The sequence below is a fragment of the Halorussus amylolyticus genome (assembly GCF_004143485.2).
Taxonomy (GTDB): Archaea; Halobacteriota; Halobacteria; order Halobacteriales; family Haladaptataceae; genus Halorussus; species Halorussus amylolyticus.
The window spans coordinates 73945-99731 of record NZ_RXOB02000022.1 but is presented as its reverse complement, the minus strand read 5'-3'; the positions used below and the strand labels follow the sequence as shown (position 1 = coordinate 99731).

The following is a 25787-nucleotide window of genomic DNA, read 5'->3' as shown; positions in this document are numbered from 1 at the left end:
GACGAACCGAAACCGGAGTCGGTTCCCGGTGCGATTCGCGGCTACACCACGGCCGCGTACAGCGAGAGATTGATTCCGGTCGCGGCCAGCCACGGCACCGCCAGTCCCGCGGGCACGAGCGGACCGTGGCGCTCCGAGAGCAGTTGACGACACGCCACGCCGACGCCGACCGCGAACAGCTTGAGCGCAACCATCGCCGCGAACCCGAACTGGCCCATCGCGGCCCGAGCCACCGGATTCGACTCGGTGAGACCGAGTCGAAGTCCGTAGTACGTCGTGAGCAGGTCGCCCACGAGTCCGACCGCGACGAGCACCCACAGCGCCCGCTCGACGCGACCCACGCCCGAGAGCGTGGCGGTCGCGTGATTTCGGGTGCGAGTCAGCGTCGGCCAGTAGCGTCCGTCCGAGGTCATAGGTATCAGAAGCGGGCGCGCGAGCGCCTCGCAACCGACCAACGACGAGACCACCCATTGTTATACGGCTCCTTCGCGGATGACATGCGGGATTACCGACCGCGTCGGCGCGGCGTCGCGGCGGTCGCCCGAGTCGGAGACGCGACCGAGAAAGACAGCGGAATGCGCCGCGGTAAACCCCGATTAGCGGATGGTCAGTCTCGCCTCGTACCACTCCCCGCCGTACCGACACAGCGACTGGTCGAACGACGCCGCCGACCGACTCGGCATGTGCTCGCCCATGCCGAGTCGGTCGGCGACGGTTCGCAGACCGTCCGACAGCCGACCCTCCTCGGTGTAGAGGCGACCTGATTCGGTCGCGGTCGCGGTGTCGAGCACGTCGGTCGCCTCGGCCGACAGTTGCTCGCGGTCGAAGCGCGCATCGACGACCTCCTCGTCGAGGTACGACACCAGTTCCTCGGCCGACGTGCCGACTGCGCGCGCTTCGAAGGAGTACTCGGTCACCGTCACCGTCCCGCGCTCGGCGAGCGCGGCGAAGCGGTTGTCGTTGCGCTCGACGTAGTCGAACGGCGGATTCGGAATCAGGTCGCTCTCGGAGGGGTCCAACCCCTCGTGGAACTGGACACCGCGGTAGGGGAACTCCGAATCGTCGGCGTCGAGCGGCGACGACCGCGACGCCGCGGTGCGCTCCATCGCCTGCTCGACTATCGTCCGGTCGGTCTCCGACAGCGACGACGGCGGTTCGGAGACGACGGTCGCCGACGAGTCGGGTTCCTCGTCGGTCAGGTCCAGGTAGAACACCCACCGGGTCGCGGTCGTCTCCGAGCGGTCGGTCGGCACGATTTGATAAATCGTCCCGTCTCGTCTCGCGAATCGCGGAAACACCCTCGTCGTCGTGCCGAACTCGGCCCGACCGGTGAACTGGAGTCCGTCGGTCGTGACCGACCCCGACTCGAACAGGGTCTCGATTACCGACCGCTTGTGCGCGGTCGGGTAATCGACGGCGTACTGGGCCGTCGTCTCGGCGAGGTCGTCGAGCAGGTAGGCGTCGGCCACCGCGTCGAGACTCTCGCCCACGGGGAACGTCCGGAATCGGGACGTGAGACCGGTGTCACCGGAACAGCCAGCGAGCGCCGTTCCGACTCCGGTGGCGACCCCGACGAGGAACGTTCGGCGCGAACGAGTCGAAGTCATCGAATTATCGAATCGCGCGGAAGGATAAGCCTCTTGTGTTTCTATATAAATTTAGTATACTTAATAGATAAGATTTATACTGCTACGTATAATATATTTCCCCGATGTCAGAGAGATTCCGTCTCGAAAGTATCAGCCGTAGAAGCGCACTCAAGCGGATGTCCGCTGTCGGTGTCGGCCTCGCCGTCGGCGGGACCGGTGTCGCCGCCGCGGAGTCCGAGGAGGAGATTCCGTACGACGACTTCGAGCGACCGTATCCGGACAAGACGACGACCCGATTCGGACCGTCGCTCCGGAGCGTCACCTCCCATCCCGAACTGCTCGCGGTGTCGAAGAAGGCCGTCAAGCGCCACTTCAAATCCTCGAACCTCTCCGGGAAGGACTACGGCCGGGCGCTCCAGTACGTCCTCGACCTCCGGAAGGACTACCCCGTAGAGCACGTCTCGGACGGCGACGACACGGTCATCGAACTGGCCCCGGAGGCGAAGACCGAGCCGATTTACCCGGCGAAAGACGACGCCGAGGCCCAGCGCCGTCACCGGAACGCGATTCGGGTGTTCTCCGGCGAGGCGTCGGACGACCACGCAGAGAGCGACGCCGACGTGACTCCCCAGTGGGACAAGAACCATCACAAAGACATCACCGAAGTGCTCCTCGACAGCGCGGACGCGAGCCTCTACGAGTACCCCATCGTGCAGGCCTCGGACGACCCGGACGAATTCGGCGAGGAGGCCCGCGGCGAAGTCGAGGGCATCTGCGACCAAATCGACGCTGGCGCGCTCGACGGCTACAAGGACAAGGCGTGCGATATCGTCGCCAGCGCGCTCGACGTGTTCCACACGAACTACGCCCAGTACTACGACCCGAGCATCGCGTCGATTTCGTTCGGTCCGTTCGGCTCCGTCGATATTCCGGCCGGACTCGGAAAGGCCCCGGACGCGACCAACACCTTCTACTACGCCGCCAGTTCGGACGACGACGGCAAGACGTTCGGCTGGGCGCTCCACTACCTTCAGGACATGGCCCAACCGCTCCACACCGGGATGGGCATCGAGCAGGCTGGCTTCGAGATGACGTGGTCCGGCCCCGAAAAGAACCCCAAGAGATGGCTCCACTACGGCTTCGAAGACCTACTGCGTGACTTCTGGGACGAAGACCCCAACTTCTCCAGCGAGACGAAGTCGATGGAGCAGATTATGCGCGACAGCGACACCGCGGGCTACGTCTACCCGAAGACCGCCGCCGAGAACATGGCCGAGACCTCGACTCAGTACGCCAGCGACATCTACTACGAAATCCTCGAAAACGAGAGCGAACGCGACTACGGCACGTGGGACTACTCCACGAAGTACAACGTGTACAAGGACCTCGCGAACTGCTACTCGGAACTCGGCTACCTCGGTCGCGGCATGATAGAGAAGTTCGACTCCTGAGTTCGCAGGTCAGTTCTGTCACCTATTTTTCGGACTCGAACGCGGTGTAGACGGAGATAGCGACTTCTCAGGGCGACGACCGCGCGGCGACCGAGACCGGTCGCCGCGCGGGGCCTCCCGGTTCAGAGAATCGTCCCGTGCTTCTTGTCGGGCAGGTCCTTCTCGACGCCCTCGTAGAACGCGAACCGATTTTCGAGTTCGGTTCGGAGCGTGCTCGGCGGCACGATTTCGTCCACGACGACCTCGCTCGCCATCCGGTGGATGTCGATGTCCTCGCGGTACTCCTCGCGGAGTTGTCGCTCCATCTCGGCGCGCTCGTCGTCGTCCTCGATTGCCGAGAGCTTCCGGGCGTACACCGCGTTGATTGCGGCTTCCGGTCCCATGATGGCGATTTCACCGGAGGGAAGACCGATGATGCTCTCGGGGTCGTAGGCCGGGCCGCCCATCGCGTAGATGCCCGCGCCGTAGGCCTTCCGGACGACGACGGTCTGCTTGGGCACCGTGGCCGACGAGGTGGCGTAGATGAACTTCTTGCCCTTCTCCAAGATGGCGTCCTTCTCGACGCCCGAACCGGCCATGAACCCCGGCGTGTCGCACAGATACAGCAGGGGAACGTCGTAGGCGTCACAGGTCCAGATGAACTCCGCGGCCTTCTCGGCGGCGTCGGGGAAGATGGCCCCCGCGCGATGCGCTGGCTGATTTGCGACGATTCCGACCGGGCGGCCGTCGATACGCGCGAACGCGGTGATGATTTCCTGGCCGTACTCGGGTTTGAGTTCGAAGTACGACCCCTCGTCCACCACGCGGTCGATGAGGTCGGTCATGTCGTAGCCCTTGTTCGGCTCTTGGGGGACGATAGAGTCGATGCCGTCCGGAGATTTCGCGGGAGCCTTCCCCTCGGTCTTCGGGGGCTTCTCGTCGGCGCTGTCGGGAAGGTAGGAGACGAGATTCGCGACCAGTTCGCGGGCGTGCTCCTCGTCGTCGGCCACGAGGTCGGCGCTTCCGGAGTGCTTGGCGTGAACGTCCGGGCCGCCGAGGTCCTGCATCTCGATGTCCTCGCCCGTCACCATCTGGACCATCCGCGGGCTTGCGATTGCCATCGCGGACATGCCCCGGACCATGATGGTGAAGTCGGCGAAGACGGGGGTGTAGGCCGCGCCCGCGATGCACGGACCGTAGAGTACACAGATTTGGGGCACCCGGCCCGACAGCATCGAGTGGTTGTAGTAGTACTTCCCGATGCCCTCGCGATTGGCGAAGAAGCCGGTCTGCTGGTCGATGCGGCCGCCCGACGAATCCATCAGGTAGAGGACGGGCTTGCCCGACTTGAGCGCGCGCTGTTGCATCCGGAGGAATTTTTCCACTCCTTTCTCGGCCATCGACCCGGCCTTGACCGTGAAGTCGTTCGCCATGAAGTGGACCTCGCGGCCCTCGAATTCGGCCGCGCCCGTCAGGAGGCCGTCGCCGGGGAGTCGGTCGTCGCTGTCCTCGGCATCTACCTCCGGACTGTCGGGGTGCCAGCCGTCGAAGTTGGCGAACTTCCCGTCCTCGAAGAGCATTCCGTCCTCCCCGAACCAGAGGTCGAGTCTGTCGCGGACGAACAGCTTTCCTTGGTCTTCGAGGCGGTCTTTGTACTTCTCGGGACCGCCGAGTTCGATGTCCTCGATTTCCTTCCAGAGGGCCTCCTCGCGCTCGGTCGGCCCGAGGTCGTCGTCGCTCGCGGCCGGTTCGCCGCCGGACTCCGGCGGCGAACCGGATTCAGAGACGGGGCGGTCGCAGACAACGGCGGGGTCGTCGGCGTCGCCCACGTACACCGCCACCTCGTCGCGGACGTGCTGGGCGAGCGCCTCCGCGATGGCAGCGGCCTCCTCGTCGGTCGCCCCCTCGCTGATGCGTACTTTCATGCGTCGAAATCCGAGGCCGAATTTCAAACAGTTTTCCCTTTCGGCCGCGGCAAGAAACGCCGGGCGACTTAAGACGACTTCGTTCGTCTTCGGCGTATGCGAGTTCTGTTGACCGGCGCACACGGCACCGTGGGAACGGCCGTCACCGACCACCTCGGCGACGAGGAGTCCGACTACGAATTTACCCTCCTCGACCGCGAGGAATCACCCGATACCGAGGACTACGAGACAGTGGTCGCGGACGTGACCGACTACGACGCCATCCGCCCGGCGTTCGACGGACAGGACGCGGTCATCCACCTCGCGGGCCAGCCGAGCACGGACGCCTCGTGGGACGACGTGATGCAGAACAACGTCATCGGCACGCAGACCGCGCTCGAAGCCGCCGCCGACGCGGGCGTCGAGACGTTCGTGTTCGCCTCTACGAACCACACCGTCGGGATGTACGAAATCGACGACGCGCCCGACATCTACTCCCGCGACTTCGACCTGACGGTAGACCACACGGTCCCCGTCAGACCCGACTCGCCCTACGGCGCGTCGAAAGTGGCCGACGAGGGGTTCGGGCGCTACTACGCCGAGAATCACGACATCCGATTCTACGCGCTCCGAATCTGTAGCATCCGCGACCCGAAGTACGACCACCCCTACGGCGATGCCGAGCGCGGCGTGGACGACGGCCGCTTCGAGCGCGGGAGCGAGGAGTACGAGAACATGGTCGCCCGAATGAAGGCGATGTGGCAGTCCCGCCGGGACTTCGCCCACATGGTCGCGTGCTGTCTCGACGACGAGACGGTCGAGTTCGACATCTTCTATGGCGCGAGCGACAACGACCCCGACCGGCGATGGTTCGACATCGACCACGCCAAGGAAGTCATCGGCTACGACCCCCAAGACTGTGGTGACGACTGGGACGCGCCCCCGGAGAACTGAGATTCTGAGTCGGCCGGTTCGACATTGATAGCACCGATTGTTTCAAATCCGACCATTCTCCCCGGCGTGTGGGGTCGCACCCCGAAGTGGGTGCGACAATCCGCGCGAGGGATGAGCATCGCAACGAGGAGCGGAGTCTTCGTGAGCGAAGCGAACGAAGGCTCGGAAGACGCGGTTTGTCTTCCGGTGCGACGAGTGAGAAGCGCAGTCGGTTGGGGAGGGTGTGGCCGTCGCGGTGCTGTGCGGTTTCTCAGTTGTGACGTGCGAGCAGGAAGCTTCGGTGCTGGTCGTTCGATTCGTGTTCGCAGTTCGTCTTACTGCAATCCCTATCGCGTTCTGCTCGCACGTCACCTAGGAGGACCGCACCGCAACCGCGAACGCCACGTCCTCCCCAACCGACTGTGGTCCTCACGCCTCACTTCGTTCGGCGTTGCGGTCCTCGTCCCTCGCACGCTTTGGGCGCAACGCCAAATCGCGGCGTTGCGCCAGCGCGCGCCGAGGAGAACGTGTAGCCTCCGAAACGACTTCCTTGGAACATTCAACGTTCCCCAGAAATATCTCTCTTCAGTCACTCGCCCACCCGAAACTACCCCACAGACTGAAACTCACTTACACCGAACCAACCGACATGGCGATGAACCTCGACGCGTACTTCGAGGACTTCACCGCGCGCGACTGGCAGACGACCGACGACGTGCGACTCCGTTTTGCCCTCGTCGGACTCGGGCAGTTCGTGCGCCGGAACGTCCTGCCAGCGATGGCCGAGACCGACTTCTGCGAGGTGACGACCCTCGTCAGCGGGTCGCCCGAGAAGGCTCGCCGACTCGCCGACGAGTACGGGGCCGACCACGTCATCGGCTACGACGCGTTCGAGCGGGGCGAGGCGACCGACGCCTACGACGCCGTGTACGTCGGCGGGCCGAACGCGCTCCACCTCGACTACGCGCGGGCCGCCGCGGACCACGGCAAGCACGTCCTCTGCGAGAAGCCCATCGAGACGAGCGCCGACCGCGCCCGCGAGATGACCGAGGTCTGCGAGTCGGCGGGCGTGACCCTGATGGTCGCGTATCGGCCCCGGGTCGAACCCGGAATGCGACGGCTCCAGGAGATGATTCACGACGGAGTACTCGGCGACCCCGTCCAGATTCACGCGTGGTTCACGGGCATCGTCCTCGGGTACGACCCCGACCCCGACCAGTGGCGACTCGACCCCGACCTCGCGGGCGGCGGCGCGATGGTGGACGTGGGCGTCTACCCGTTGAACGCGAGCCGACACCTGCTCGATTCGGACCCAGTGGCCGCCCAGGCGACCACCTCCGCGCCCGACCCCGCCTTCGACCGAGTCGAGGAGCACGTCGCGTTCCAGTTGGAGTTCCCCGGGAGCGTCACCGCCTCTTGCGGTGCGAGCTATCGCGCCCACTTCGACGACCGACTCACTATCGTCGGCACCGACGGACGGGCGTCCATCGACCCCGCGTTCGACGCCGAGCGAAATCCGACCCTCACCGTCGAAGTCGGCAGTGAACGATTTGAGTTCGAAGGAAAATTCGTCAACGAGGTCGCCGAGGAGTTCGACTACTTCGCCCACTGCGCGGCGACCGACACGACGCCCGAACCCGACGGGTGGGACAGCGTGGCCGACATGGAGACCGTCGAAGCGATTTACGAGTCGGCGGAGACGGGACAGAGTGTCGAAGTCAGAATCGAGGACCGATAGCGAGATTAGTGAGTTTTTACACACTTCGAGAACACGCTGAGGGCATGGACCCCGAAGTCCCCGTATCCTTCGCTCTCCTCGGTATCCTCGCCGGAATCGCCCACCAATTCCGGAACGCGCTCCCGGAACTCCTCTCGTACCCGTCAACAGAGATGCTGCAGTACGCCTTCCTCGCGTTCGGAGCCGTCGGGTTCGCCGTCTCGACACTCGCGGCCGCCGCGCTCGGCTACCGGGCGAACCGGTGGGCGAAACTGCCCGACGAGTACGCCCGGTTCGGTTCGGTGGCCGGTGTCGCCAGTGGTGTGGGCTTCCTGCTCGGGGTCGGCGCGGTACTGCTGGTCACGTCGCCCGCACCGGTCGCCGATTCGTGGCTGTTCTCCGCCGTCGTCGTGAGCTACGACGCTGTGACGAAGGCCGTCTCTATCGGACTAGTCGGTCTCGCGGGCGCGTCCGTGGCGCACTTTCGAGACGGTAGGTAAGTGCATCAGTTCGGGCTATCGTCGAGCAGTTTCTCCGGGTCGTCTGCGGCCCGAATTGCCGAAAGCTGTTCCAGTATCTCCTCGCTGGTGGCTTCGCTGTCGGCGTACGGGTCTTTTACGGCCGAGAACGGTTCCGAACAGTCGAGCGCGACCGCGCGTTCGACTGTACGGGCGAACCGTTCGCCGAACGTCTCCGCCAAGCGCTCGGCCGCCGTCTCGGGAGCGACCCACTCGTAGTCGTCGTGTTCGTCGTTGAGGCTGACCGCCGTCTCGTCGGTTTCGCACCGATAGACGAGCGTCACCATCGGAGTTCCCGTCTCGCCGTCTATCCACCCGCCGTACGCCGCCTCGACCGGCGGACCAACCGTGGCGTCGAGGTCGAGTTCCTCTCGGAGTTCGCGCCGGAGACCCCCGACGAGGGTTTCCCCGAACTCGAACCTCCCACCGGGCGGTTCCCAGTGGTCGTCCACCCTCGTCACCAGCACGTCGCCATCAGGCCCGAACAGAATCGCTTTCTGGGTAATCTTCCCGACGAACGCCTCGGAGTCACCGGACATACGTACGCTGACACCCGGAGAACGTGTTCAGTGTTCTGATTGTCTTCCGTGCCGTCAGAACATCGACTCCAATCGCTCGATTAACTCCGCGTTCCCGACGTACACCGGCGTTCGATCGTGAAGCCCGTCCGGGTCGGCGTCGAGAATCGACCCCCCACCGTTCGAAGACCCTCCACCTGCCGACTCCACGATGTAGGCAATCGGGTTACACTCGAACTGAAGTCGAAGTTTGCCCTCGGGCCGCGACTCCAGTTCGGGGTACGCGAAGACGCCGCCGTAGGTCAGCACTTGGTTCACGTCGCCTATCATCGCGCCGCCGTACCGGAGTTTGAGTTCGGTTTCGATGTCGCGGGCGTACGCCGCGAATCGGTCGGTCCAGTCCGGGACGCGCCCGCCGAAGCCGTAAACTGTCGGGTCGTCCGGGAGCGCGAGGTCCTCGCGAACCGCGCGGCGTTCGGCGAGTTCGCCGTCTTCGCTCTCGATTACGTACTCGGTCACCTCGCCCTCACGCGCGACCACCATCGTCGTGATTGGGCCGTAGAGGACGTACGCCGCCGCCACGAGGTCCCGGCCTTTCGCGGGAAGTTCTGCGTCGTAGACGCCGAGGATGGTCCCCATCGAGTTGTTCGATTTCAGGTTCGAGGAGCCGTCGAGGGGGTCCACCGCGACCGAGTAGCCCCCCGAGTCACCGCACTCGACGATTTCCGCGCGCTCCTCGCTCGCGTACTGGCTCACGCCGTCGATGGCGGCGAGTCGTCTTTCGAGGAGTTCGTCGGCCCACACGTCGGCAGCGAGTTGGGTCTCGCCGCTCGGATTCTCCTCGTCAGCTTTCCGCCTGCGGCCCGCGAGTCCGCCACGGATTTCGGGGGCTGTCCGGGCGACCGTTTCGACGATTTTCGAGACGGCGTCGGCGTCTCGACCGCTCATTCTTCGATGGCTTCGTCGGCCGTCGCGTCCTCGAAGATGACCTTTTCGAGCGCGTCGAGGATGGACTCGGGGTCGTCGCGCTGCCAGACGTTTCGGCCGACCGCCAGCCCCGACCCGCCCGCGTCCATCACGGCCTCGACGCTGGAGAGGAACTCGTAGTCGCTGACCTTCGACCCGCCGGACATGACGACCGGCATGTCGCCCGCCGACTGGACCGCCCACTCCATCGACTCGCGGCTCCCGGGGTACTTGACCTTCGCCATGTCCGCGCCGATTTCGAGCGCGATTCGGGTGGCGTAGGCGATGACGCTCTCTTTGGTGTCGTTCTTGAGACCCTGCCCGCGCGGGTACGACCACATCACGACCGGGAGGTCGTACTCGGAGTGGGCCTCCTCCTGCACGTCGCGGAAGTCCTCGTACATCGCCTTCTCGTTGTTCGAACCCGAGTAGACGGTGTAGCCCACCGCGTCCGCGCCGAGTTCGGCGGCGTACTCGACCGACCAGTTCTGCGGCGAGTGGGGTTCGCCCATCCAGAGGTTGCTCGTGCCGTTGAGTTTGGCGAGCAGATTCACGCTGTCGTCGTAGGAGGGGTAGTACGTCTCGGCGACCCCCTTCTGGACCGCGAACGCCGTGACCGCGTCGTGGGTCGCGATGTCGAACACCGTCGCGGGATCGAGCGTCTCGGGCACCGACCCGAAGTCCGCCGAGGGACCGTGTTCGAGACCGTGGTCGTAGGCGAGGATGAGCGACTTCCCGTCGCGCGTTACCGGGGAGTTGTCGAGCGAAATCATTCGTTCCACACTCCGATAACCTTCCATAAGAGTCTAATGGTCACGCGCCGAGTTTGCCACTCCGACACAGCCGTCGTTTTTCGGCGATTCGAGCGCCGAAATCCGGATTCCCCGAAAATACAGACTTACTACTCGAATAGTAAATTTACGACCGGTCGCGCGCGGCGGCGCGCCACGCCGCGACCGCTTCGCGGTCGAGTTCGAGCGAGTCGGCGACGTGCTCGGGGTCGGCGGTGGCGAGGCTCCGAACCGACGTGATGCCGCCCTCCGCGAGCGTCTCGGCGGTGGCTTCGTCCACCGCCGGAACGTCGGTCACTGGGTCGGGCTTGCTCCGCTCGCGCCACGCGGCCTCGGCGGCCTCGGCCGCGCCGCTCCCGTCGGCGGACGCCTCGGCGGTCTCGGCCGCCGAGGCGTCCGCCGATTTCCAGTCGCCGCTGCTCGCGGCGACCCACTCGCGCTCGCCGTCCTGAAGCCCCCTGACCTTCGAGGAGCGTCGTTCGAGCGAGTCCTCGCCGCCACCGAACGACCACGACAGCGAGTGCTCGCGCCGGAGGCGGGTGGCGACGCCGGGGTTCACACCGGCCTCGACGAGCATCTCGTAGGAGACCGTCTTGTCGGGGATGCCGGTCGCGTCGAACGGGGCGTCGGCCAGCACCGCCGCTGTCGCCGGGCCGACGAAGCGGATATCGGTCAGGGCATCCTCGTCGGTCGAGTCGTCCGGGGAGTCGTCGGGGGAATCATCGAGGGCGTCGTCGAGGACATCGTTTTGGCTCACGGGCCTCACCAGTTTGTTTCCGACTCTCACTCCCACGGCTTGAATGTTTTGACTACCGAGATAGCAGATTCGCGATTGGATCTAGCCTACACCTCCCGACGCGTCGTGTCCTGCACCGCCGCCAGCAGTTCGTCCGGCCTGTCCGACCCGACGAACACCGACCGGCCGTTCGCGCGCTCCAGTCGAACCCCGCTCCGCCCGCTGACCGTGTAGGCCACGCCGCTCGGACTCCACCGGACGCCCCACCCGCCGTACCGGAGCGGACTGTACCCCGTCGCCTGCACGTCGGCGAGCGCCGAGAACGGAATCCGGCGGAACGACCGGTGGAGCGGCGCGAACTTGACGTACACGCCCTCGTCCCGGACCTCGGTGTAGAGGGTCGCCGACCGGAAGAACAGCGCGACACCCCCCAGTACGAGGAGTCGGCGCGCGGTCGCGCGCGCCGACCGCCGTCCTCGAACGAGACTGACGGCGACGAGGAGCGCCTGCGCGCCGAGCAGTCCCCACAGCCACGGCTGGCGAAACTGCTGGACCTCTCGAAATCTGACTTCGGTCTCCATGAGGGGGAATTCGCCCGGCGAGGCCAAGTCAGTTGTCGCCGACCGCGTCGAGCGCCGTCGGCACCAATCGTGTCGAGCGCCGTCGTCACCGAGGGGAGGTTCGTGGTACGCGTGCCCCTGCCTAGCGGTGCGCTTAATCCCCTCGCGTCCCAAGCCGAGTCCGATGAGCGACCGAGCGGCCGCGAGTTCTGCGGTCTTCGCGCGACTCGGCGAGCAGGTGCGGGGCGCGCTCTCCGAACGGGGCTTCTCGACGCCCACCGAGCCACAGCGCCGCGCCATCCCGCCGTTGGCTCGGGGCGAACACGCGCTGGTCATCGCGCCCACCGGGACCGGCAAAACTGAGACCGCGATGCTTCCCGTTTTCGATGACATAGCAGAAGCGCAAGCCGAGAACGGCCCCAGATTCGGCATCTCCGCGCTCTACATCACGCCGCTCCGCGCTCTGAATCGAGACATGCGCGAGCGACTGGAGTGGTGGGGCGAGGAACTCGACATCGAGGTGGACGTGCGCCACGGCGACACGACCGACTACCAGCGCCAGAAGCAGGCCAACGACCCGCCCGACGTGCTGGTGACGACGCCCGAGACCCTGCAGGCGATGCTCACCGGGTCGAAACTCCGGAAAGCCCTCGAAGACGTGCATCACGTCGTCGTGGACGAAGTTCACGAACTCGCGAGCGCGAAGCGGGGCGCGCAGTTGACGATTGGATTGGAGCGACTGGGCGAACTGGCGGGGGAGTTCCAACGAATCGGCCTGTCGGCGACCGTCGGCGACCCCGAGGAAGTCGGGCGATTTCTGACCGGCGACCGGGGCTGTGAAATCGCGGAGGTAGACGTGGGGAGCAAGGTAGAGTTCGAGGTCCGCGAACCCGAAATCACCGAGGAAGACGAGACGCTCGCCGGGGAGCTGGCGACCGAAGTCGAGTACGCGAGCCACGTCCGCGCGATTCTCGACATCGTGGCCGACCACGACTCGACCCTGATTTTCGTCAACACCCGCCAGACCGCCGAGGCGCTCGGCTCGCGGTTCAAGACGCTCGACGCCAACGTCGGCGTCCACCACGGGTCGCTGTCGAAGGAGGCCCGAATCGACGTGGAGGACCGCTTCAAGGCCGGGCGGTTGGACGCCCTGCTCTGTACCTCCTCGATGGAACTCGGCATCGACGTGGGCCGAATCGACCACGTGGTCCAGTACACGAGTCCGCGAGAGGTCGCGCGCCTGCTCCAGCGCGTCGGACGCGCGGGCCACCGGAGCGACGAGGTGTCCTACGGGACAATCATCACCAAGCACCCTGACGACACGCTCGAAGCCCTCGCCATCGCCCGGCGCGCGAAAGACGGCGACGTGGAGGACGCCGAGATTCACGACGGGAGCCTCGACACCGTGGCGAATCAGGTCGTGGGACTCGTGATGGACTTCGGCGACCTCTCGGCAATGGCCGCCTACGACATCGTGACCCGCGCGTACCCCTTCCGGGACCTCTCGGAGTCCGAGTTCAAAGCCGTCCTTCGGGAACTGAAGGGGAATCGCCTGATTTGGCTCGACGAAGCCGAGGACCGCATCGAGAAATCCTCGCAGACGTGGCAGTACTTCTACGCGAACCTCTCGATGATTCCCGACGAGCAAAAGTACACCGTCGAGGACATCGCCTCCGGGTCGCAGGTCGGCACGCTGGACGAGCGGTTCGTCGTCAACTTCGGCGCGCCCGGCGAGGTGTTCGTCCAGCGCGGCGAGATGTGGCGCATCACCGAAATCGACGACGACGAGGAGACGGTGAAGGTGTCGCCGATAGAGGACCCCGGCGGCGAGATTCCGTCGTGGGTCGGCGAGGAGATTCCGGTGCCCTACGACGTGGCCCAGGAGGTCGGCGAGATGCGGGCGGTCGCCGGGCCGCAGTTCGAGCGCGGCGCGCCCCGTTCGGGAGTCGCACGGGAGTTCACGAACCGCTATCCGACCGACCAGCACACCGCGAGCGAGGCGCTGGACCAACTCGACAAGCAGGCCGAGGCGGGCGCGCCGATACCCACGGCCGACCGAATCGTGGTCGAGTACGCCGCCAAGAAGGTAGTCGTGAATTCGTGTTTCGGCCACAAGACCAACGAGACGCTCGGCCGGGTCCTCTCGTCGCTGGTCGGCCAGCGAACCGGGTCGTCGGTCGGGATGGACGCCGACCCCTACCGAATCGAGTTGGACGTACCGCCGAAAGTCACGGGTCCCGAGGTGGTCGAAGTCCTGCGCGAGACCGACCCCGACCACGTCGCGGCCATCATCGAACTCAGTCTGAAGCACTCAGATTCGCTCAAATTCAAGCTCTCGCAGGTCGCCGCGAAGTTCGGCGCGCTCCGGTCGTGGCAGGGGTCGGGCGGGCCGAACATCTCGCGACTCCTCGGCGCGCTCGAAGACACGCCGATGTACGACGAGGCGGTCCGCGAGGTGTTCCACGACGACCTCGCGGTCGAGCGCGCGAGCGAGGTCCTCGACCGGATTCGGTCGGGCGACATCGAGGTGGTGACCACGGGCGGGCGCACCCCGGTCGGGTCGGGCGGTCGCTCGTCGGGAAGAGAGCTTCTCGCGCCCGAGAACGCCGACGCGAGCGTCATCAAGACCGTGAGAGAGCGAATCGAGAACGACCGGGTCATCCTGCTGTGTCTCCACTGCACCGATTGGAAGCGCAAGAAGCCGGTCCGGCGCGTGGCCGACCGGCCGGAGTGCCCCGAGTGCGGTTCGACCAGAATCGCGGCGCTGAATCCGTGGGCCGACGAGGTGGTGAAGGCGGTTCGAGCGAACGAGAAGGACGACGAACAGGAGAAGATGACCCGACGGGCGTACAAGGCGGCGAGTCTGGTCCAGAGCCACGGCAAGCGCGCGGTCATCGCGCTGGCGGCCCGCGGGGTCGGCCCGCAGAACGCCGCCCGAATCATCGCCAAACTCAGGGAGGACGAGGACGACTTCTATCGCGACATTTTGGCCCAAGAGCGCCAGTACGCCCGCACGCAGTCGTTTTGGGATTGAACCGTCTCCGACGGTTCAATCCCGAGAGAGTTCCCTCGGATGCTACCGCGAGAACCGAATCGGCCACCGGAGCGACACCGCGACCGACGACGCCCGGAGTTCGACTACGAACCACGCGAACGCAGTCACCCCCCCGACGACGCCGATTGCGACGTGGCCGAACCCCATCCAGACGGGCAGCACGAACGAGATGCTGTTGATGATTTTTCGAGGGGTGAACCCCGCGATTTCGAGCGTCTCGTCGGCCCCGAGGTTCTGGCCGGTGTGGCGCGAGTCGAGGTTCGCGGCCTCGGCGCTCGGTCCGCCCGCGCTCTCGTCGCCCGTGCCGAGTCGCTCCACGTCGTAGGGCGAGTAGGCGTCGATGCTCCAGACGACCTCGCCCGACTCGTCCACCTCCACCACGCGGTGGGCGTTGGTGTCCGCGACGAGGGTGTGACCGTTCGGGAGGCGGTCGGCGTCGCGGGGCCACAGCATCTCCTCGTCCGACCAGACCCACGACTCCTTCCACTCGCCGTTCTCGCGCCGGTACTCCACGAGTCGGTCGTTGAGCGAGTCGGCGACGATAACCGCCGGGCCGCCGCGCTCCTCTGGAATGTAATCGGGGTTGTGCTGTTCGTAGAGGACGCCGTACTCGCCGTCGCTCCCGAGCGTCCAGTTCTCTTCGAGACCGGTCTCGGGGTCCACGAACGCCACCGCGTCCTGATTCCTGAGGCTGGTCATGTACCGGCCGTCGTCCAGCGCCTCCACGTCGTTGAGGTGCGACCAGTCGGCGGGGTACTCGCCGCCGCCCGACAGCGGGAAGTCGGTCTTGGCCGACCACTCCCACGTCTTCAGGTCGGCGGTGGTGTTGACGACGTACATCCCGTCGCGGTGAATGTCACCGACGAGGAGTTCGGAGTCGCCGACCCGGTCCACGTCGTGCCAGTTCGCGCCCCGGTCCTGTGGGATGATTTCCGAGTGGATTCGCGTGAGTTCGCCGGTCGTGAGGTTCACGCGTTCGACCACCGAGACCGTACACTTCGCGTTGCAGTGCGGGCTTTCGTACGCCCGCTCGGCGGTGTACTCGACGGTCGTCCGACCCTCGTCGGTCGAGTCCACGTCGAAGTAGCCCTGATGGGAGTCGTTGTAGTACAGCACCTCGCCGTCGGCGTCGAACGCGACCAGCGCGGCGGATTCGCCCTCAGCGCCGTGTCCCGCGACGACGGTGACGTTCTCGCGCGGAGGAACGACCTGCTCGCGCTCGTCGGGCGCGAGCGAGGCCTGTCGCTCGTAGGAGTCGAGCGCGGCGCTCGTGGGCGAAGTGACGAACCCGTGGACGAGCGCGAGCGTGCAGGCGACGAGGACCGCCGCGAAGACGACTCGGTGACGACGCATCGTGAGAGAAAATACAGCAACGGCGACATAAATCGACCGGAAGGGAAACGTCGAAATTCTTGGTCGGCGACCGCCGCGGTGTTCGACCGTGCCGGAGTTTCTACTCGGTCTCAGTCGTCGTCTCGGACTCGATAGCGACTTCGTAGCTTCTGTCACCGCCGGGATAGTCGAACTGGAAGTACATCGCTTCGCTACCGTCGTACGCCTCATACGTGACCGTTTCAGTTCCTTCTTCGCCGGGTTCGACGAAGATATCGACCTCTTTCGGATACCCGCCCGTTCTGAATCCCGCGAGATACGTACCTCCGGAGGTGCCCTCGTTTTCGACCGCAACGCTCAACTCGATGAAATCGCCGGGTGTGACCGATTCGGGGACCGAGACTTCCTTCAGGGAGAAGTCGGGGGCCGTGGCTAGCCGTTCGCTCCCGTCGTCAGCGAGCGGATGGCTCGTACCGTCATACACCAGTGCGGCGGCGTCCGTCTCGGTTGTTGGAACGTCGAACATGAGCGTTCCGGACTTGCTGTCTTCAGTGTACACCGCCTCGATGCCGGGAGTCAAAGAGGCAAAGCCCGGGACCGACGACACGGCTTCGAACTGTTCGTCGCCAAGTGCGAGTCGAAACGCATCGGTGTCCGGTTCCTCGTCCGTGACTGGCGGACTGATGAATACGAACTGGTCGTGTTCGGGCGATAGTACACCGATGCCATCGTCGTTCACTGCGTACCGATACGACGAACGAAACTGTACTAGAACTGACGAGGGCTCTTTTGTTGTCGCTTTCGTGGACGTGCTGGCGGGAGATTTGGTCGATTCGGTGGCCGATTCGTTCGGATTGGACTCGCTCGTACACCCGGCGAGCCCGGCGGTAAGCGGAAGGAGTTTCAGGAGACGGCGGCGGTCCATACCCCCACATTCTTCGGTGTTCGGTAAATGCTTTCTCCGAAATACGCTCTTTTGATTAATTTTTATATATCTGGCGTCTTTACTTTCCACGCTCGGAAAAATCGCCGCGAATACGTCTGCGGACCACGGTCGGACACCGCCATCGAAAACGGTTTTCGCGCCCGACGACTACCACCGCCCATGCACGTGGTCGTCAACGCCGCGATGAGCGCCGACGGAAAGCTCTCGTCGCGTCGGCGCGAGCAAATCGCCATCAGCGGCCCGGAAGATTTCGACCGGATGGACGCCTTGCGGGCCGACAGCGACGCGGTGATGGTCGGAGTCGGAACGGTGCTGGCCGACGACCCGCATCTCACGCTCGACGACGCCGACCGACGGGCGACCCGGCGTGAACGAGGCGACCCCGACCACCCGGCGCGCGTGGTCGCCGACTCGCGAGCGCGCACCCCGACCGACGCCCGGATTCTGGACGACGCCGCGACGACCTACCTTCTCGTCTCCGAGGCCGCCCCCGAAGAGCGCGTCGAGAAATTGGAGCAAGCGGGCGCGCGAGTCGTCGCCGCGGGCGACGACTCGCGCGTCGATTTAGCTCGGGGTCTCTCGGAACTCGCGGACGAGGGCGTCGAGCAGTTGATGGTCGAGGGCGGCGGCGAACTCATCTTCTCGCTGTTCGAAGCCGACTTGGTGGACGAACTCCGGGTGTACGTCGGGTCGAAGATACTCGGCGGTCGGGACGCCCCCACCCTCGCCGACGGCGAGGGCTTCGTCGCGGACTTTCCCGAACTGGAACTCCGGGGCGTGGACCGAATCGACGACGGCGTGCTTCTCGGCTACGCGGTCGAAGAAAACGAGTCGTAGCGTAGTTTTCAGCGCGAAAAGGAATCGGCACTCCGAACCGTAATCGTCAGTGCGAGTGGCCGGTCATCTCGCCGAACGTCGTTCCGAAGCGCTCCTCGAACAGTTCCATCGTGCGCTGTTCGTAGGCCTCGGCCTCCGGGTCGGTGTCGCCGTGGCCGTGGTGGACCACCGCGTGGGCCTGCTGGGCCAGCGACAGCATCGCCAGGTCGGCGAGGACCTCGGTGCGCTCGTCGCCCTCCTCGCGGAGCATGTCCACGAGACCGGTCGGCACGGTGAGTTCCTCGGTCTCGCCGTCGGGTGATTCGATTGTGTAGGTCGCCGTCTCGACATCGCTCGTATCGCTCATACCCTCCTTTCCGCGGGCGGACGTAAAGAAGTGCGGGTGTCGGCTCGAACGGGCGGTTCTCACTCCTCGGTAGTCTCCGCGAAGTCGTCGAAGTCGAACGTCTCCGCCTCCGTTTGCGCGAGCGACCCGTCGCTCAGACACGCTGGGTCTTCGGTGCGGTCGAACTCGCCGTCCCCGTCGGCGTCGGTGTGGGCCACGACCCGAACGGTGTGGTCGCCCGACAGCGCGGAGTCGAACGAGACGCGCGCTCCGTCGGCCGTGACCGGGTAGCCCGTGTCGTGCTGAACGTGTCTGGCCCCGAGGACAGTCCCGTTCTCGTGACTCGTGCCCTCGTAGGCGACGAAGAAGACGCTCGCGTTTCCGGGGACCGTGTAGCCGATGCTGACCGCGTCGGGACTCCACGTCCTGTCTTGTACGTCACCGCCGACCGCGTAGAACGAGACCCAGAGGTCGCCGCAGTCGGTCGGCGGCGGCGTCTCGACGGTGGTCTGTGGCGCTTCGGTCGTGGCCTGCGACACCTCCGTCGTCTCGGTCGCGGGCTCGTCGCCGGTCGGTCCGACGCCGACACAGCCAGCGAGCACGACCAGTACGAGGAGGACTGGAAGGGCGAGGCGGGAAGCCATCGAAGTAGTTTGTCGAATGAAATGATAAAGGCTTTGTGCGACTCGGCGACCACGCCGAACTCGACGACGCGCGGAACTTAGACCGCGCTACGCGTGGAACGCGTCGGCGCTCACTCCTCTTCTTCTTCGGTCTCGCTCTCGTCGCGGTCCACGCGCCGCTGGACGTTCACTTGGTAGTGTTTCAAAATGTCGCGGCCGAGCAGGACCGGGTAGTCCATGTGGCCCCGGTCCTCGATGCTCGCGGTCACGGTGTGCCGATTGCCGCCGACGCCGACCACCACGTCCACGACCGGCCGGGACCGACTCGACTTGCTGGAGCCGGACTTGACGCGAGCGATGGACTTGATGGGTCCCGCGCCGATTTTGGCCGCGAGCTTGGTGTCGATGCTCGTCCGGGTCGCGCCGGTGTCGGACTTGGCGAGGACGGTTTCCGACCCGCTCGTGCCGCTCAGGACGACCTCCTCGGTGTAGCCGATGACGACCGGTTCGCCCGGCGCGGTCTCTCTGGGGATGGGCTTGCACGCGGGCACCGAGTCGTCGAGGGTCGCGCTCAGGTCTTCGACCCGGCGCTCGTCCACGGTACCGCCGCCGCGCTCGATGGCGAGCTGGGCGATGTAGGGTGCGGCGCTCCGGCCGGTGGCCTTGAACAGCCCCTTGAACCCCGCCGTGGGGTTGACTTCGAGGACGTGCCAGCCGTCGTGACCCTCGATGAGGTCCACGCCCGCGCAGTCGAGACCGATGGTTTCGGTGGCGTCGCGCGCGATTTCGGCGACCTCCTTCGGGAGTCTATCGGTCGCGTCCTCGACCGCGCCGCCGAGCGCGACGTTGGTCCGCCAGTCGTTGTCGGGCGCGTAGCGGTTCATCGCGCCGACGATGCGGTCGCCGACCACGTACACGCGAAGGTCGCGGTGTTCGCCCTCGTCGCGCTCGATGAGTTCCTGCAGGAACGCCTGCCGGTCGCCGACGCGGGGGTTCACGAGTTCGTCCGGCCCGACCTTCCACGTGCCGCCGCCGTGGGTGCCGATGGCGGTCTTGTAGACGGCCTCCTCGCCGAAGTCGGCCCGGCCGTCGTTGAGGCGGTCGTTCGACAGCGCGAGGAGCGCGTCGGGCACCGGGATTCCGGCGTCGCTCAGTGCGGTCGCGGTCGAGAATTTGTGAATCGCGGTCATCACCGAACTCGGTCCGTTGAGGACCGGGACCAGCGAATCGTAGATTTTCGCGAGTCCGAGCGCCTCGGAGGGCTGTTCGGTGTTCGACAGCAGGAGTCGGTTCGCCACCACGTCGATTTCGGGTTCGAGGTGGACGGTCCCGTCCTCGATTCGGACCGCGGTGTTCTCTTCACGAAGCCAGTGGGGGTCGTGACCGAGGTCTTCGATTGCGTTCAGAATCGCCTTGGTTTCCTTACTGTTGTGTAGACTCAGCACACCCACGCGCACGCCAGAACCGTCGTCACTCATTGGTGTACATATATTATGCGGCCCATCTTAAAAAGGAGGGTATCGAACGTTCGGTGTGAATCGGTGTCGAATCACATCTCTCCGGCGGCGGCCGGGTCGCGCCGACGACTTTTCGAGTTCCAATCTGTTATATACGGCGCGGTCCGAGAGGGTGATATGACCGGGTCGGACGACGACGACGCATTCACCTACAACGGCGGCATCGTCAAACCGGGCGAGACGCAGAACATTCGGTACGGCATCAGCGAGACGTATCTCGGCGACCCGGTTCGCATTCCCGTCACCATCGTCAACGGTGCCGAACCGGGACCTACCGTGTTCCTCTCGGCGGCGGCCCACGGCGACGAACTCAACGGCATCGAGGTCGTTCGGGAAGTCGCCCACGAGTGGAACCACGACGACCTCTGTGGCACGCTGGTCTGTCTCCCCGTGCTGAACGTCCCGGGCTTCATCGCCCAGGAGCGCTACCTCCCCATCTACGACCGCGACCTGAATCGGTCGTTCCCGGGGAGTCCCGACTCGACCAGCGCGAAGCGAATGGCCCACCAGATATTCCGGAACTTCGTCGCCCCGTGCGACGTGGGCCTCGACTTTCACACCTCCACGCGCGGGCGAACGAACATGCTCCACGCTCGCGCGGACATGAACGACCCCGAAGTCGCGCGAGTCGCCAAGGCGTTCGGGTCGAACGTCATCATCTCCTCGGAGGGGCCGACCGGCGCGCTCCGCCGGGAAGCCAGCGAGTACGGGACGCCGACCATCACCATCGAGATGGGCGAGGCCCACCGCTTCCAACGCGAGTTCATCGACCGGGGCCTCGAAGGCGTCGAGAGCGTCCTCGCGGAGTTCGGCGTCCACCGCACCGACGCGGTCAAGTGGCCGGGGTGGCGCACCATCATCGACGACGACAAGGAGAAGACGTGGCTCCGGGCCGACGTGGGCGGCATCGTGGAGATGCACCACGACCGCGGGTCGCTCGTCTACGAGGGTGACGTCATCTGCACCATCACGAACCCGTTCAAGACCGACAGCGAGCGCGTTCGCGCGCCCTTCACGGGACTGCTCGTCGGCGTCCTCGAAAATCCGGTCGTGTATCCGGGGAATCCGCTGTGTCACATGGTCGAACTCGCGGCCGACACCCGACGCGCCCTGAAACGCGACCGGGCGAGAAACGACCGGGAGGGCGACGGCGACGTGTCGCCGCCGCCCGAGACGCGGTAGTGTCGAGTACGTGATATTGGGAGGGACGCGACGGCGGCGGCCGAAATCGCGCGTCGTCCTCGCGGATTTCCAACGTATCGAGGCGGCGCGTTTCTCGTAACTTCTATTTGCCCACGGTCCAACTTCCCGAACGGACAAGTATGAGTCAATCGTACAATCGGGGCCTCATCGAAGATTTCGGCCGGTGGCGGGAGTTCACGGCCGGGATGTGGGCCTGGATACTTCACAAATTCACCGGGTGGGTACTCATCGGCTATCTGTTCACCCACATCGCCGTGCTGAGTACCGCGCTCTCCGGTGCCAACGCCTACACCAACACGCTTCAGGGGCTCGAAAGCCTGCTTCTCGTCCGCGTCATGGAAGTCGGACTGCTCGCGGTCGCCGTCTTCCACATCCTGAACGGGGTCCGCCTGCTGTTCGTGGACCTCGGCGTCGGACTCGAAGCCCAGGACAAGAGCTTCTACGCATCGCTCGTCGTGACCGCCGTCATCGTGTTAGCGTCGATTCCGACGTTCCTGGAGGGGGCGTTTTAAATGGCCGAACGCTACTCCTCGTTCAGTAGCGGGAGCCTTCCGTGGTTCCTCCAGCGAGTCACGGCGGCGTTCCTCGTGGTGGTGCTCGCGTTCCACTTCTTCCTGCTCCACTTCGTCAACCACGCCTCCGAAGTGACGTTCGCTCAGACCACCGCGCGGATGGAGGAGTGGGGCTACCTGCTGACGATGGTGCTGTTCCTGCTGACCGCGACGTTCCACGGCGTCAACGGCGTCTACGCCGCGCTGTTGAATCAGGGACTCACCGGCACGAAAAAGCGCGTCGTACAGGTCGTGCTGGCCGTCGCGGCGCTCGCGCTCGCGGCGCAGGGGACCTACGTCGCGCTCGTGATGTCCGGAGTGATGTAACATGAGTACGCAAATCCAAGAGGAAGCAGACGAGCCGACCGAGACAGAGGCAGAGACCGCTCCCGCCGAGCGCCAATCGCCCGGCGACCGGCGACGCGCAGAGAAGCGAACCGCCAGCGACCAGGCCGTCGGGTCCGAACCGGTCGGGCGCGCGGACGACGACACCTTCCGACTCAAGGTGTTCCGCTACGACCCCGAGGTCGAAGGCAAGATGGAGCCGCGATTCGACGACTTCTACGTCCCCCGCGAGAAGGGGATGACCGTCCTCGACGCGCTCATCTACGCCCGGGACCACTACGACACCACGCTGACGTTCCGCCACTCGTGTCGGCAGGCGGTGTGCGGGTCGGACGCGTTCTTCGTCAACGGCCGCCAGCGACTCGGGTGTCAGACCCAGATCTCGGACCTCGAAGCCCCGATTCGGGTCGAACCGCTCCCCCATCAGGACGTGGTGAAGGACCTCGTCGTGGACATGGAGCACTTCTACGACCAGATGCACGCGGTCGAGCCGTTCTTCCAGGAGGATGACCTGCCGAGCGGCGACCTCGAAGAACAGCGCCAGTCGCGGGAGAACCGCGAGAAAATCAAGATGTCCACGCGGTGTATCTGGTGTGGCGCGTGCATGTCGTCGTGCAACATCGCGGCGGGCGACAACGAGTACCTCGGCCCGGCGGCCATCAACAAAGCGTATCGCTTCGCGATGGACGACCGCGAGGGCGACGACTTGAAGCAGCATCGGCTCAACATCATGGACCAGGAACACGGCGTCTGGCGGTGCCAGACCCAGTTCTCCTGTACGAACGTCTGTCCGAAGGACATCCCGCTGACCGAGCACATTCAGGAACTCAAGCGCGAAGCGGTCAAACAGAACCTCAAATTCTGGTAACAATTCAACTATGCACGAACACGACGTTTTAGTCATCGGCGGCGGCGGTGCCGGACTCCGAGCGGCCATCGCGGCCCACGAGGAGGGTGCCGACGTTGCCATCGTAACGAAGCTTCACCCGGTCCGAAGTCACACGGGCGCGGCCGAGGGCGGCATCAACGCCGCGATTCGCGACGGCGACTCGTGGGACCTCCACGCCTACGACACGATGAAGGGGTCGGACTACCTCGGCGACGCCCCGGCAATCGAGACGCTGGCCCAGGACAGTCCCGGAGAGACCGTCCAACTCGAACACTGGGGGATGCCGTTCTCGCGCGAGGACGACGGCCGCGTCTCTCAGCGACCGTTCGGCGGCCTCTCGTTCCCCCGAACCACCTACGCCGGGGCCGAGACCGGCCACCACCTGCTCCACACGATGTACGAGCAGGTCGTCAAGCGCGGGATTCAGGTGTACGACGAGTGGTACGTCAGCCGTCTCGCGGTCACCGACGAGGACGACCCGAGCGACCGGCAGTGTCACGGCGTGGTCGCCTACGACATCAAGACCGGTCAGATAGAGGGGTTCAAGGCGCGAAACGGCGTCATCCTCGCGACCGGCGGTCTCGGGCAGGTGTACGACCACACCACCAACGCGGTCGCCAACACCGGCGACGGCGCGGCGATGGCGTATCGGGCGGGCGCGCCGCTCGAAGACATGGAGTTCATCCAGTTCCACCCGACCACGCTCCCCTCCACGGGGGTCCTGATTTCGGAGGGCGTGCGCGGAGAGGGCGGTATCCTCTACAACGCCGAGGGAGAACGCTTCATGTTCGAGTACGGCTACGCGAACAACGCCGGGGAACTCGCCTCGCGCGACGTGGTTTCGCGCGCCGAACTCACCGAAATCAACGAGGGCCGAGGCGTGGACGACGAGTACGTCTACCTCGACATGCGCCACCTCGGCGAGGAGCGCATCACCGACCGCCTCGAAAACATCCTCCACCTCGCGCGCGACTTCGAGGGCGTCGACGGCCTCGAAGAGCCGATGCCGGTCAAGCCCGGCCAGCACTACGCGATGGGCGGGGTCGAGACCAACGAACACGGTCAGACCTGCATCGACGGCCTGTACGCCGCGGGCGAGTGCGCCTGTGTCTCGGTCCACGGGTCGAACCGACTCGGCGGCAACGCGCTCCCCGAACTCATCGTGTTCGGCGCGCGCGCGGGCCGCCACGCCGCGGGCACCGACCTCGGCGAACCCGAAATCGCGACCGGGAAGGCCGACGAGTTCGAGACCGAGGACAACCTCGACACGCCGGTCGAACCGGGCGCAGTCGCGGACGGCGGCGAGGACGAAAGTGCGGTCGCCGACGGTGGTGAGCGAACCGATGGTTCGCGAGTCTCGTCGGACCCGCGGTCCGACGGCGGAGAAACCGCTGTCGCGTCCGCCGACGATGTGGTCCGGCGCGCAGTCGAGAACGAGCGCACCCGCGTCGAATACCTCATCGAGAAAGACGAGGGCATCCAGCAGGCCGAACTCCGCGAGAAGCTCCAGAAGTCGATGACCCAGAACGTCAACGTCTTCCGGAACGAGGAGGGCCTGAAACAGGCGCTCGAAGACATCCGGGAGGTTCGGGAAGCGTACCAAGACGTGTACGTGGACGACCCCTCGCGGACGTTCAACACCGACCTCATCCACACCATCGAGATGCAGAACCTCATCGACCTCGCGGAGGCCATCACGCTCGGTGCACTCGCGCGCGACGAGTTCCGCGGCGCGCACTGGCGACAGGAACACCAGGAGCGCAAGGACGACGAGTGGCTCAAGCACACGATGCTCGCGTGGGACGACGGCACGCCCGACCTCTACTACAAGCCGGTCATCCTCGACGGCGAGGAGAAGACCTACGAGCCGAAAGTCCGTAGCTACTAGAACCCACGCTTCCACCTTTTTTCTTCGTCGGGTGCGCGCAGACCCCGCCGCCGCGCGGCGGCGGGGTCTGCTAACGCACCACTCCTCGAAAAAATCTGGACCAAAAAAGAGCCGCGAGCGAGGGGCCAAACGCGGCCTCAGGCCGCGCTTGGCCCCTCGCTCGCGGTAGAATCACTCGTGCGCGAGCCGAAGGCTCACTGTTCGCTGGACTGTGAAAATTCGCTAGTCTGTGAAAACGCACGCTTCCGGTCGAGGGTTTGCCAGCGCCGGAGTTCAGCGGTCGCCGTCCCCGACGACCGTCGTCTCGTCGTCGGTCGCGTGCCGGAGTTCGATGCTGTGGCGGGTGTGTCGGGCGTGGGTTTCGGCCCACCGCCGGACCGCGGTCTTCGAGAGGCGCTCGACCGTCTCGGGGCAGTTTCGACAGGCCGCGCGCCACGTCGCGATGCCGTCGGGGAAGTGACCGGTGTGTCGCTGGTGGTCAAGCGCGAACTGCTCGACCGCCTGATTCCCGACACCGAGGTCGTCGAGTTCGTAGCCGAGGTCCCACTCGCGGTCGCATCTGGCGCACGAGACGGTCGGCGTGTCGTTTATTTCGGCGTCGGCGGGCGAGCGGT

General features: G+C 65.4%; 25 protein-coding genes. 11 read left to right on the top strand and 14 right to left on the bottom strand.

Annotation, left to right across the window (positions count from 1 at the left end; translation table 11 throughout):
* Positions 1 to 41 precede the first annotated feature (41 nt).
* A complete protein-coding gene (locus EKH81_RS16670; RefSeq protein WP_238392224.1) occupies positions 42 to 413 on the bottom strand; it encodes a DUF5658 family protein in 372 nt (123 codons plus the stop codon).
* A 183-nt stretch (positions 414 to 596) separates the two neighbouring features.
* Complete coding sequence (locus EKH81_RS16665; protein ID WP_132060499.1) at positions 597 to 1607, bottom strand: hypothetical protein; 1011 nt, start codon at positions 1605 to 1607, stop codon at positions 597 to 599.
* Between the two features lie 104 nt (positions 1608 to 1711).
* On the opposite strand from EKH81_RS16665, the gene EKH81_RS16660 reads away from it, so the two are divergent.
* Positions 1712 to 3040 carry a phospholipase C/P1 nuclease family protein gene (locus EKH81_RS16660; protein ID WP_132060497.1) on the top strand — a complete coding sequence of 443 codons (1329 nt, stop codon included), beginning with the start codon at positions 1712 to 1714 and terminating at the stop codon, positions 3038 to 3040.
* 122 nt (positions 3041 to 3162) lie between these two features.
* On the opposite strand, the gene EKH81_RS16655 is transcribed toward EKH81_RS16660, so the two are convergent.
* Positions 3163 to 4944, bottom strand: a complete 1782-nt coding sequence (locus EKH81_RS16655; protein ID WP_132060496.1) for an acyl-CoA carboxylase subunit beta — start codon at positions 4942 to 4944, stop codon at positions 3163 to 3165.
* Between the two features lie 96 nt (positions 4945 to 5040).
* On the opposite strand from EKH81_RS16655, the gene EKH81_RS16650 reads away from it, so the two are divergent.
* The 3 genes from EKH81_RS16650 to EKH81_RS16640 all read left to right on the top strand — a co-directional run bounded on the left by EKH81_RS16650 (position 5041) and on the right by EKH81_RS16640 (position 8073).
* Positions 5041 to 5877 carry an NAD-dependent epimerase/dehydratase family protein gene (locus EKH81_RS16650; protein ID WP_132060494.1) on the top strand — a complete coding sequence of 279 codons (837 nt, stop codon included), beginning with the start codon at positions 5041 to 5043 and terminating at the stop codon, positions 5875 to 5877.
* Between the two features lie 628 nt (positions 5878 to 6505).
* Positions 6506 to 7594 (top strand): D-xylose 1-dehydrogenase Gfo6, encoded by a 1089-nt coding sequence (gene gfo6 / locus EKH81_RS16645; RefSeq protein WP_238392223.1) that lies wholly within the window; start codon positions 6506 to 6508, stop codon positions 7592 to 7594.
* A gap of 44 nt (positions 7595 to 7638) precedes the next feature.
* Positions 7639 to 8073 carry a hypothetical protein gene (locus EKH81_RS16640; RefSeq protein WP_132060492.1) on the top strand — a complete coding sequence of 145 codons (435 nt, stop codon included), beginning with the start codon at positions 7639 to 7641 and terminating at the stop codon, positions 8071 to 8073.
* Between the two features lie 5 nt (positions 8074 to 8078).
* On the opposite strand, the gene EKH81_RS16635 is transcribed toward EKH81_RS16640, so the two are convergent.
* The 5 genes from EKH81_RS16635 to EKH81_RS16615 form a co-directional block, all read right to left on the bottom strand.
* Positions 8079 to 8630, bottom strand: coding sequence for an NUDIX domain-containing protein (locus EKH81_RS16635; RefSeq protein WP_132060490.1), 552 nt, complete (start codon positions 8628 to 8630; stop codon positions 8079 to 8081).
* 54 nt (positions 8631 to 8684) lie between these two features.
* Positions 8685 to 9557, bottom strand: a complete 873-nt coding sequence (locus EKH81_RS16630; protein ID WP_132060488.1) for a class 1 fructose-bisphosphatase — start codon at positions 9555 to 9557, stop codon at positions 8685 to 8687.
* Positions 9554 to 10348: a class I fructose-bisphosphate aldolase gene (locus tag EKH81_RS16625; protein WP_132060486.1), complete on the bottom strand. Its 795-nt coding sequence runs from the start codon at positions 10346 to 10348 to the stop codon at positions 9554 to 9556. Before EKH81_RS16625 ends, EKH81_RS16630 begins: the two co-directional genes overlap by 4 nt.
* A 145-nt stretch (positions 10349 to 10493) precedes the next feature.
* Entirely contained in the window at positions 10494 to 11123 is a 630-nt protein-coding gene (locus EKH81_RS16620) for a DUF7409 domain-containing protein (protein WP_132060484.1), read from the bottom strand.
* Between the two features lie 86 nt (positions 11124 to 11209).
* Positions 11210 to 11683, bottom strand: coding sequence for a DUF6141 family protein (locus tag EKH81_RS16615; RefSeq protein ID WP_132060482.1), 474 nt, complete (start codon positions 11681 to 11683; stop codon positions 11210 to 11212).
* Between the two features lie 163 nt (positions 11684 to 11846).
* Between EKH81_RS16615 and EKH81_RS16610 the strand changes: the two genes are divergently transcribed.
* Complete coding sequence (locus tag EKH81_RS16610; protein WP_132060480.1) at positions 11847 to 14696, top strand: DEAD/DEAH box helicase; 2850 nt, start codon at positions 11847 to 11849, stop codon at positions 14694 to 14696.
* Positions 14697 to 14738: 42 nt separating this feature from the next.
* On the opposite strand, the gene EKH81_RS16605 is transcribed toward EKH81_RS16610, so the two are convergent.
* Together EKH81_RS16605 and EKH81_RS16600 are read right to left on the bottom strand one after the other, a co-directional pair.
* On the bottom strand, positions 14739 to 16070 hold the full coding sequence (locus tag EKH81_RS16605) for an aryl-sulfate sulfotransferase (RefSeq protein WP_162224663.1): 1332 nt from the start codon (positions 16068 to 16070) through the stop codon (positions 14739 to 14741).
* A gap of 100 nt (positions 16071 to 16170) precedes the next feature.
* Positions 16171 to 16974, bottom strand: a complete 804-nt coding sequence (locus tag EKH81_RS16600) for a hypothetical protein (protein WP_162224662.1) — start codon at positions 16972 to 16974, stop codon at positions 16171 to 16173.
* 180 nt (positions 16975 to 17154) lie between these two features.
* Between EKH81_RS16600 and EKH81_RS16595 the strand changes: the two genes are divergently transcribed.
* Complete coding sequence (locus EKH81_RS16595) at positions 17155 to 17832, top strand: 2,5-diamino-6-(ribosylamino)-4(3H)-pyrimidinone 5'-phosphate reductase (protein WP_132060474.1); 678 nt, start codon at positions 17155 to 17157, stop codon at positions 17830 to 17832.
* Between the two features lie 46 nt (positions 17833 to 17878).
* Here EKH81_RS16595 and EKH81_RS16590 read toward each other — a convergent pair whose 3' ends face one another.
* The 3 genes from EKH81_RS16590 to EKH81_RS16580 form a co-directional block, all read right to left on the bottom strand.
* Complete coding sequence (locus EKH81_RS16590; protein ID WP_132060472.1) at positions 17879 to 18178, bottom strand: DUF7545 family protein; 300 nt, start codon at positions 18176 to 18178, stop codon at positions 17879 to 17881.
* A 59-nt stretch (positions 18179 to 18237) separates the two neighbouring features.
* Entirely contained in the window at positions 18238 to 18801 is a 564-nt protein-coding gene (locus EKH81_RS16585; protein ID WP_132060470.1) for a hypothetical protein, read from the bottom strand.
* 110 nt (positions 18802 to 18911) lie between these two features.
* Positions 18912 to 20258 carry an ATP-grasp domain-containing protein gene (locus EKH81_RS16580; protein WP_132060468.1) on the bottom strand — a complete coding sequence of 449 codons (1347 nt, stop codon included), beginning with the start codon at positions 20256 to 20258 and terminating at the stop codon, positions 18912 to 18914.
* A gap of 156 nt (positions 20259 to 20414) precedes the next feature.
* Here EKH81_RS16580 and EKH81_RS16575 point away from each other — a divergent pair, with 156 nt between their 5' ends.
* The 5 genes from EKH81_RS16575 to EKH81_RS16555 all read left to right on the top strand — a co-directional run bounded on the left by EKH81_RS16575 (position 20415) and on the right by EKH81_RS16555 (position 25173).
* On the top strand, positions 20415 to 21479 hold the full coding sequence (locus EKH81_RS16575) for a succinylglutamate desuccinylase/aspartoacylase family protein (protein WP_132060466.1): 1065 nt from the start codon (positions 20415 to 20417) through the stop codon (positions 21477 to 21479).
* A 140-nt stretch (positions 21480 to 21619) separates the two neighbouring features.
* The gene (gene sdhC, locus EKH81_RS16570) at positions 21620 to 22012 is read left to right on the top strand and encodes a succinate dehydrogenase, cytochrome b556 subunit (RefSeq protein ID WP_132060464.1); all 393 of its coding nucleotides are present in this window, start codon (positions 21620 to 21622) and stop codon (positions 22010 to 22012) included.
* Positions 22013 to 22378, top strand: a complete 366-nt coding sequence (locus EKH81_RS16565; RefSeq protein WP_132060462.1) for a succinate dehydrogenase/fumarate reductase transmembrane subunit — start codon at positions 22013 to 22015, stop codon at positions 22376 to 22378.
* A gap of 1 nt (position 22379) precedes the next feature.
* A complete protein-coding gene (locus EKH81_RS16560) occupies positions 22380 to 23264 on the top strand; it encodes a succinate dehydrogenase/fumarate reductase iron-sulfur subunit (RefSeq protein WP_132060460.1) in 885 nt (294 codons plus the stop codon).
* Between the two features lie 10 nt (positions 23265 to 23274).
* Positions 23275 to 25173, top strand: a complete 1899-nt coding sequence (locus tag EKH81_RS16555) for an FAD-binding protein (protein ID WP_132060458.1) — start codon at positions 23275 to 23277, stop codon at positions 25171 to 25173.
* 273 nt (positions 25174 to 25446) lie between these two features.
* On the opposite strand, the gene EKH81_RS16550 is transcribed toward EKH81_RS16555, so the two are convergent.
* Entirely contained in the window at positions 25447 to 25764 is a 318-nt protein-coding gene (locus EKH81_RS16550; protein WP_132060815.1) for a DUF8062 family protein, read from the bottom strand.
* Between the last annotated feature and the right edge of the window lie 23 nt (positions 25765 to 25787).

Bases quoted from the DNA above. Each gene is read 5' to 3' on its own strand.
- EKH81_RS16670 (WP_238392224.1), bottom strand. From the start codon at position 413: ATGACCTCGGACGGACGCTACTGGCCGACGCTGACTCGCACCCGAAAT.
- EKH81_RS16665 (WP_132060499.1), bottom strand. From the start codon at position 1,607: ATGACTTCGACTCGTTCGCGCCGAACGTTCCTCGTCGGGGTCGCCACC.
- EKH81_RS16660 (WP_132060497.1), top strand. From the start codon at position 1,712: ATGTCAGAGAGATTCCGTCTCGAAAGTATCAGCCGTAGAAGCGCACTC.
- EKH81_RS16655 (WP_132060496.1), bottom strand. From the start codon at position 4,944: ATGAAAGTACGCATCAGCGAGGGGGCGACCGACGAGGAGGCCGCTGCC.
- EKH81_RS16650 (WP_132060494.1), top strand. From the start codon at position 5,041: ATGCGAGTTCTGTTGACCGGCGCACACGGCACCGTGGGAACGGCCGTC.
- gfo6 (WP_238392223.1), top strand. From the start codon at position 6,506: ATGGCGATGAACCTCGACGCGTACTTCGAGGACTTCACCGCGCGCGAC.
- EKH81_RS16640 (WP_132060492.1), top strand. From the start codon at position 7,639: ATGGACCCCGAAGTCCCCGTATCCTTCGCTCTCCTCGGTATCCTCGCC.
- EKH81_RS16635 (WP_132060490.1), bottom strand. From the start codon at position 8,630: ATGTCCGGTGACTCCGAGGCGTTCGTCGGGAAGATTACCCAGAAAGCG.
- EKH81_RS16630 (WP_132060488.1), bottom strand. From the start codon at position 9,557: ATGAGCGGTCGAGACGCCGACGCCGTCTCGAAAATCGTCGAAACGGTC.
- EKH81_RS16625 (WP_132060486.1), bottom strand. From the start codon at position 10,348: ATGATTTCGCTCGACAACTCCCCGGTAACGCGCGACGGGAAGTCGCTC.
- EKH81_RS16615 (WP_132060482.1), bottom strand. From the start codon at position 11,683: ATGGAGACCGAAGTCAGATTTCGAGAGGTCCAGCAGTTTCGCCAGCCG.
- EKH81_RS16610 (WP_132060480.1), top strand. From the start codon at position 11,847: ATGAGCGACCGAGCGGCCGCGAGTTCTGCGGTCTTCGCGCGACTCGGC.
- EKH81_RS16605 (WP_162224663.1), bottom strand. From the start codon at position 16,070: ATGCGTCGTCACCGAGTCGTCTTCGCGGCGGTCCTCGTCGCCTGCACG.
- EKH81_RS16600 (WP_162224662.1), bottom strand. From the start codon at position 16,974: ATGGACCGCCGCCGTCTCCTGAAACTCCTTCCGCTTACCGCCGGGCTC.
- EKH81_RS16595 (WP_132060474.1), top strand. From the start codon at position 17,155: ATGCACGTGGTCGTCAACGCCGCGATGAGCGCCGACGGAAAGCTCTCG.
- EKH81_RS16590 (WP_132060472.1), bottom strand. From the start codon at position 18,178: ATGAGCGATACGAGCGATGTCGAGACGGCGACCTACACAATCGAATCA.
- EKH81_RS16585 (WP_132060470.1), bottom strand. From the start codon at position 18,801: ATGGCTTCCCGCCTCGCCCTTCCAGTCCTCCTCGTACTGGTCGTGCTC.
- EKH81_RS16580 (WP_132060468.1), bottom strand. From the start codon at position 20,258: ATGAGTGACGACGGTTCTGGCGTGCGCGTGGGTGTGCTGAGTCTACAC.
- EKH81_RS16575 (WP_132060466.1), top strand. From the start codon at position 20,415: ATGACCGGGTCGGACGACGACGACGCATTCACCTACAACGGCGGCATC.
- sdhC (WP_132060464.1), top strand. From the start codon at position 21,620: ATGAGTCAATCGTACAATCGGGGCCTCATCGAAGATTTCGGCCGGTGG.
- EKH81_RS16565 (WP_132060462.1), top strand. From the start codon at position 22,013: ATGGCCGAACGCTACTCCTCGTTCAGTAGCGGGAGCCTTCCGTGGTTC.
- EKH81_RS16560 (WP_132060460.1), top strand. From the start codon at position 22,380: ATGAGTACGCAAATCCAAGAGGAAGCAGACGAGCCGACCGAGACAGAG.
- EKH81_RS16555 (WP_132060458.1), top strand. From the start codon at position 23,275: ATGCACGAACACGACGTTTTAGTCATCGGCGGCGGCGGTGCCGGACTC.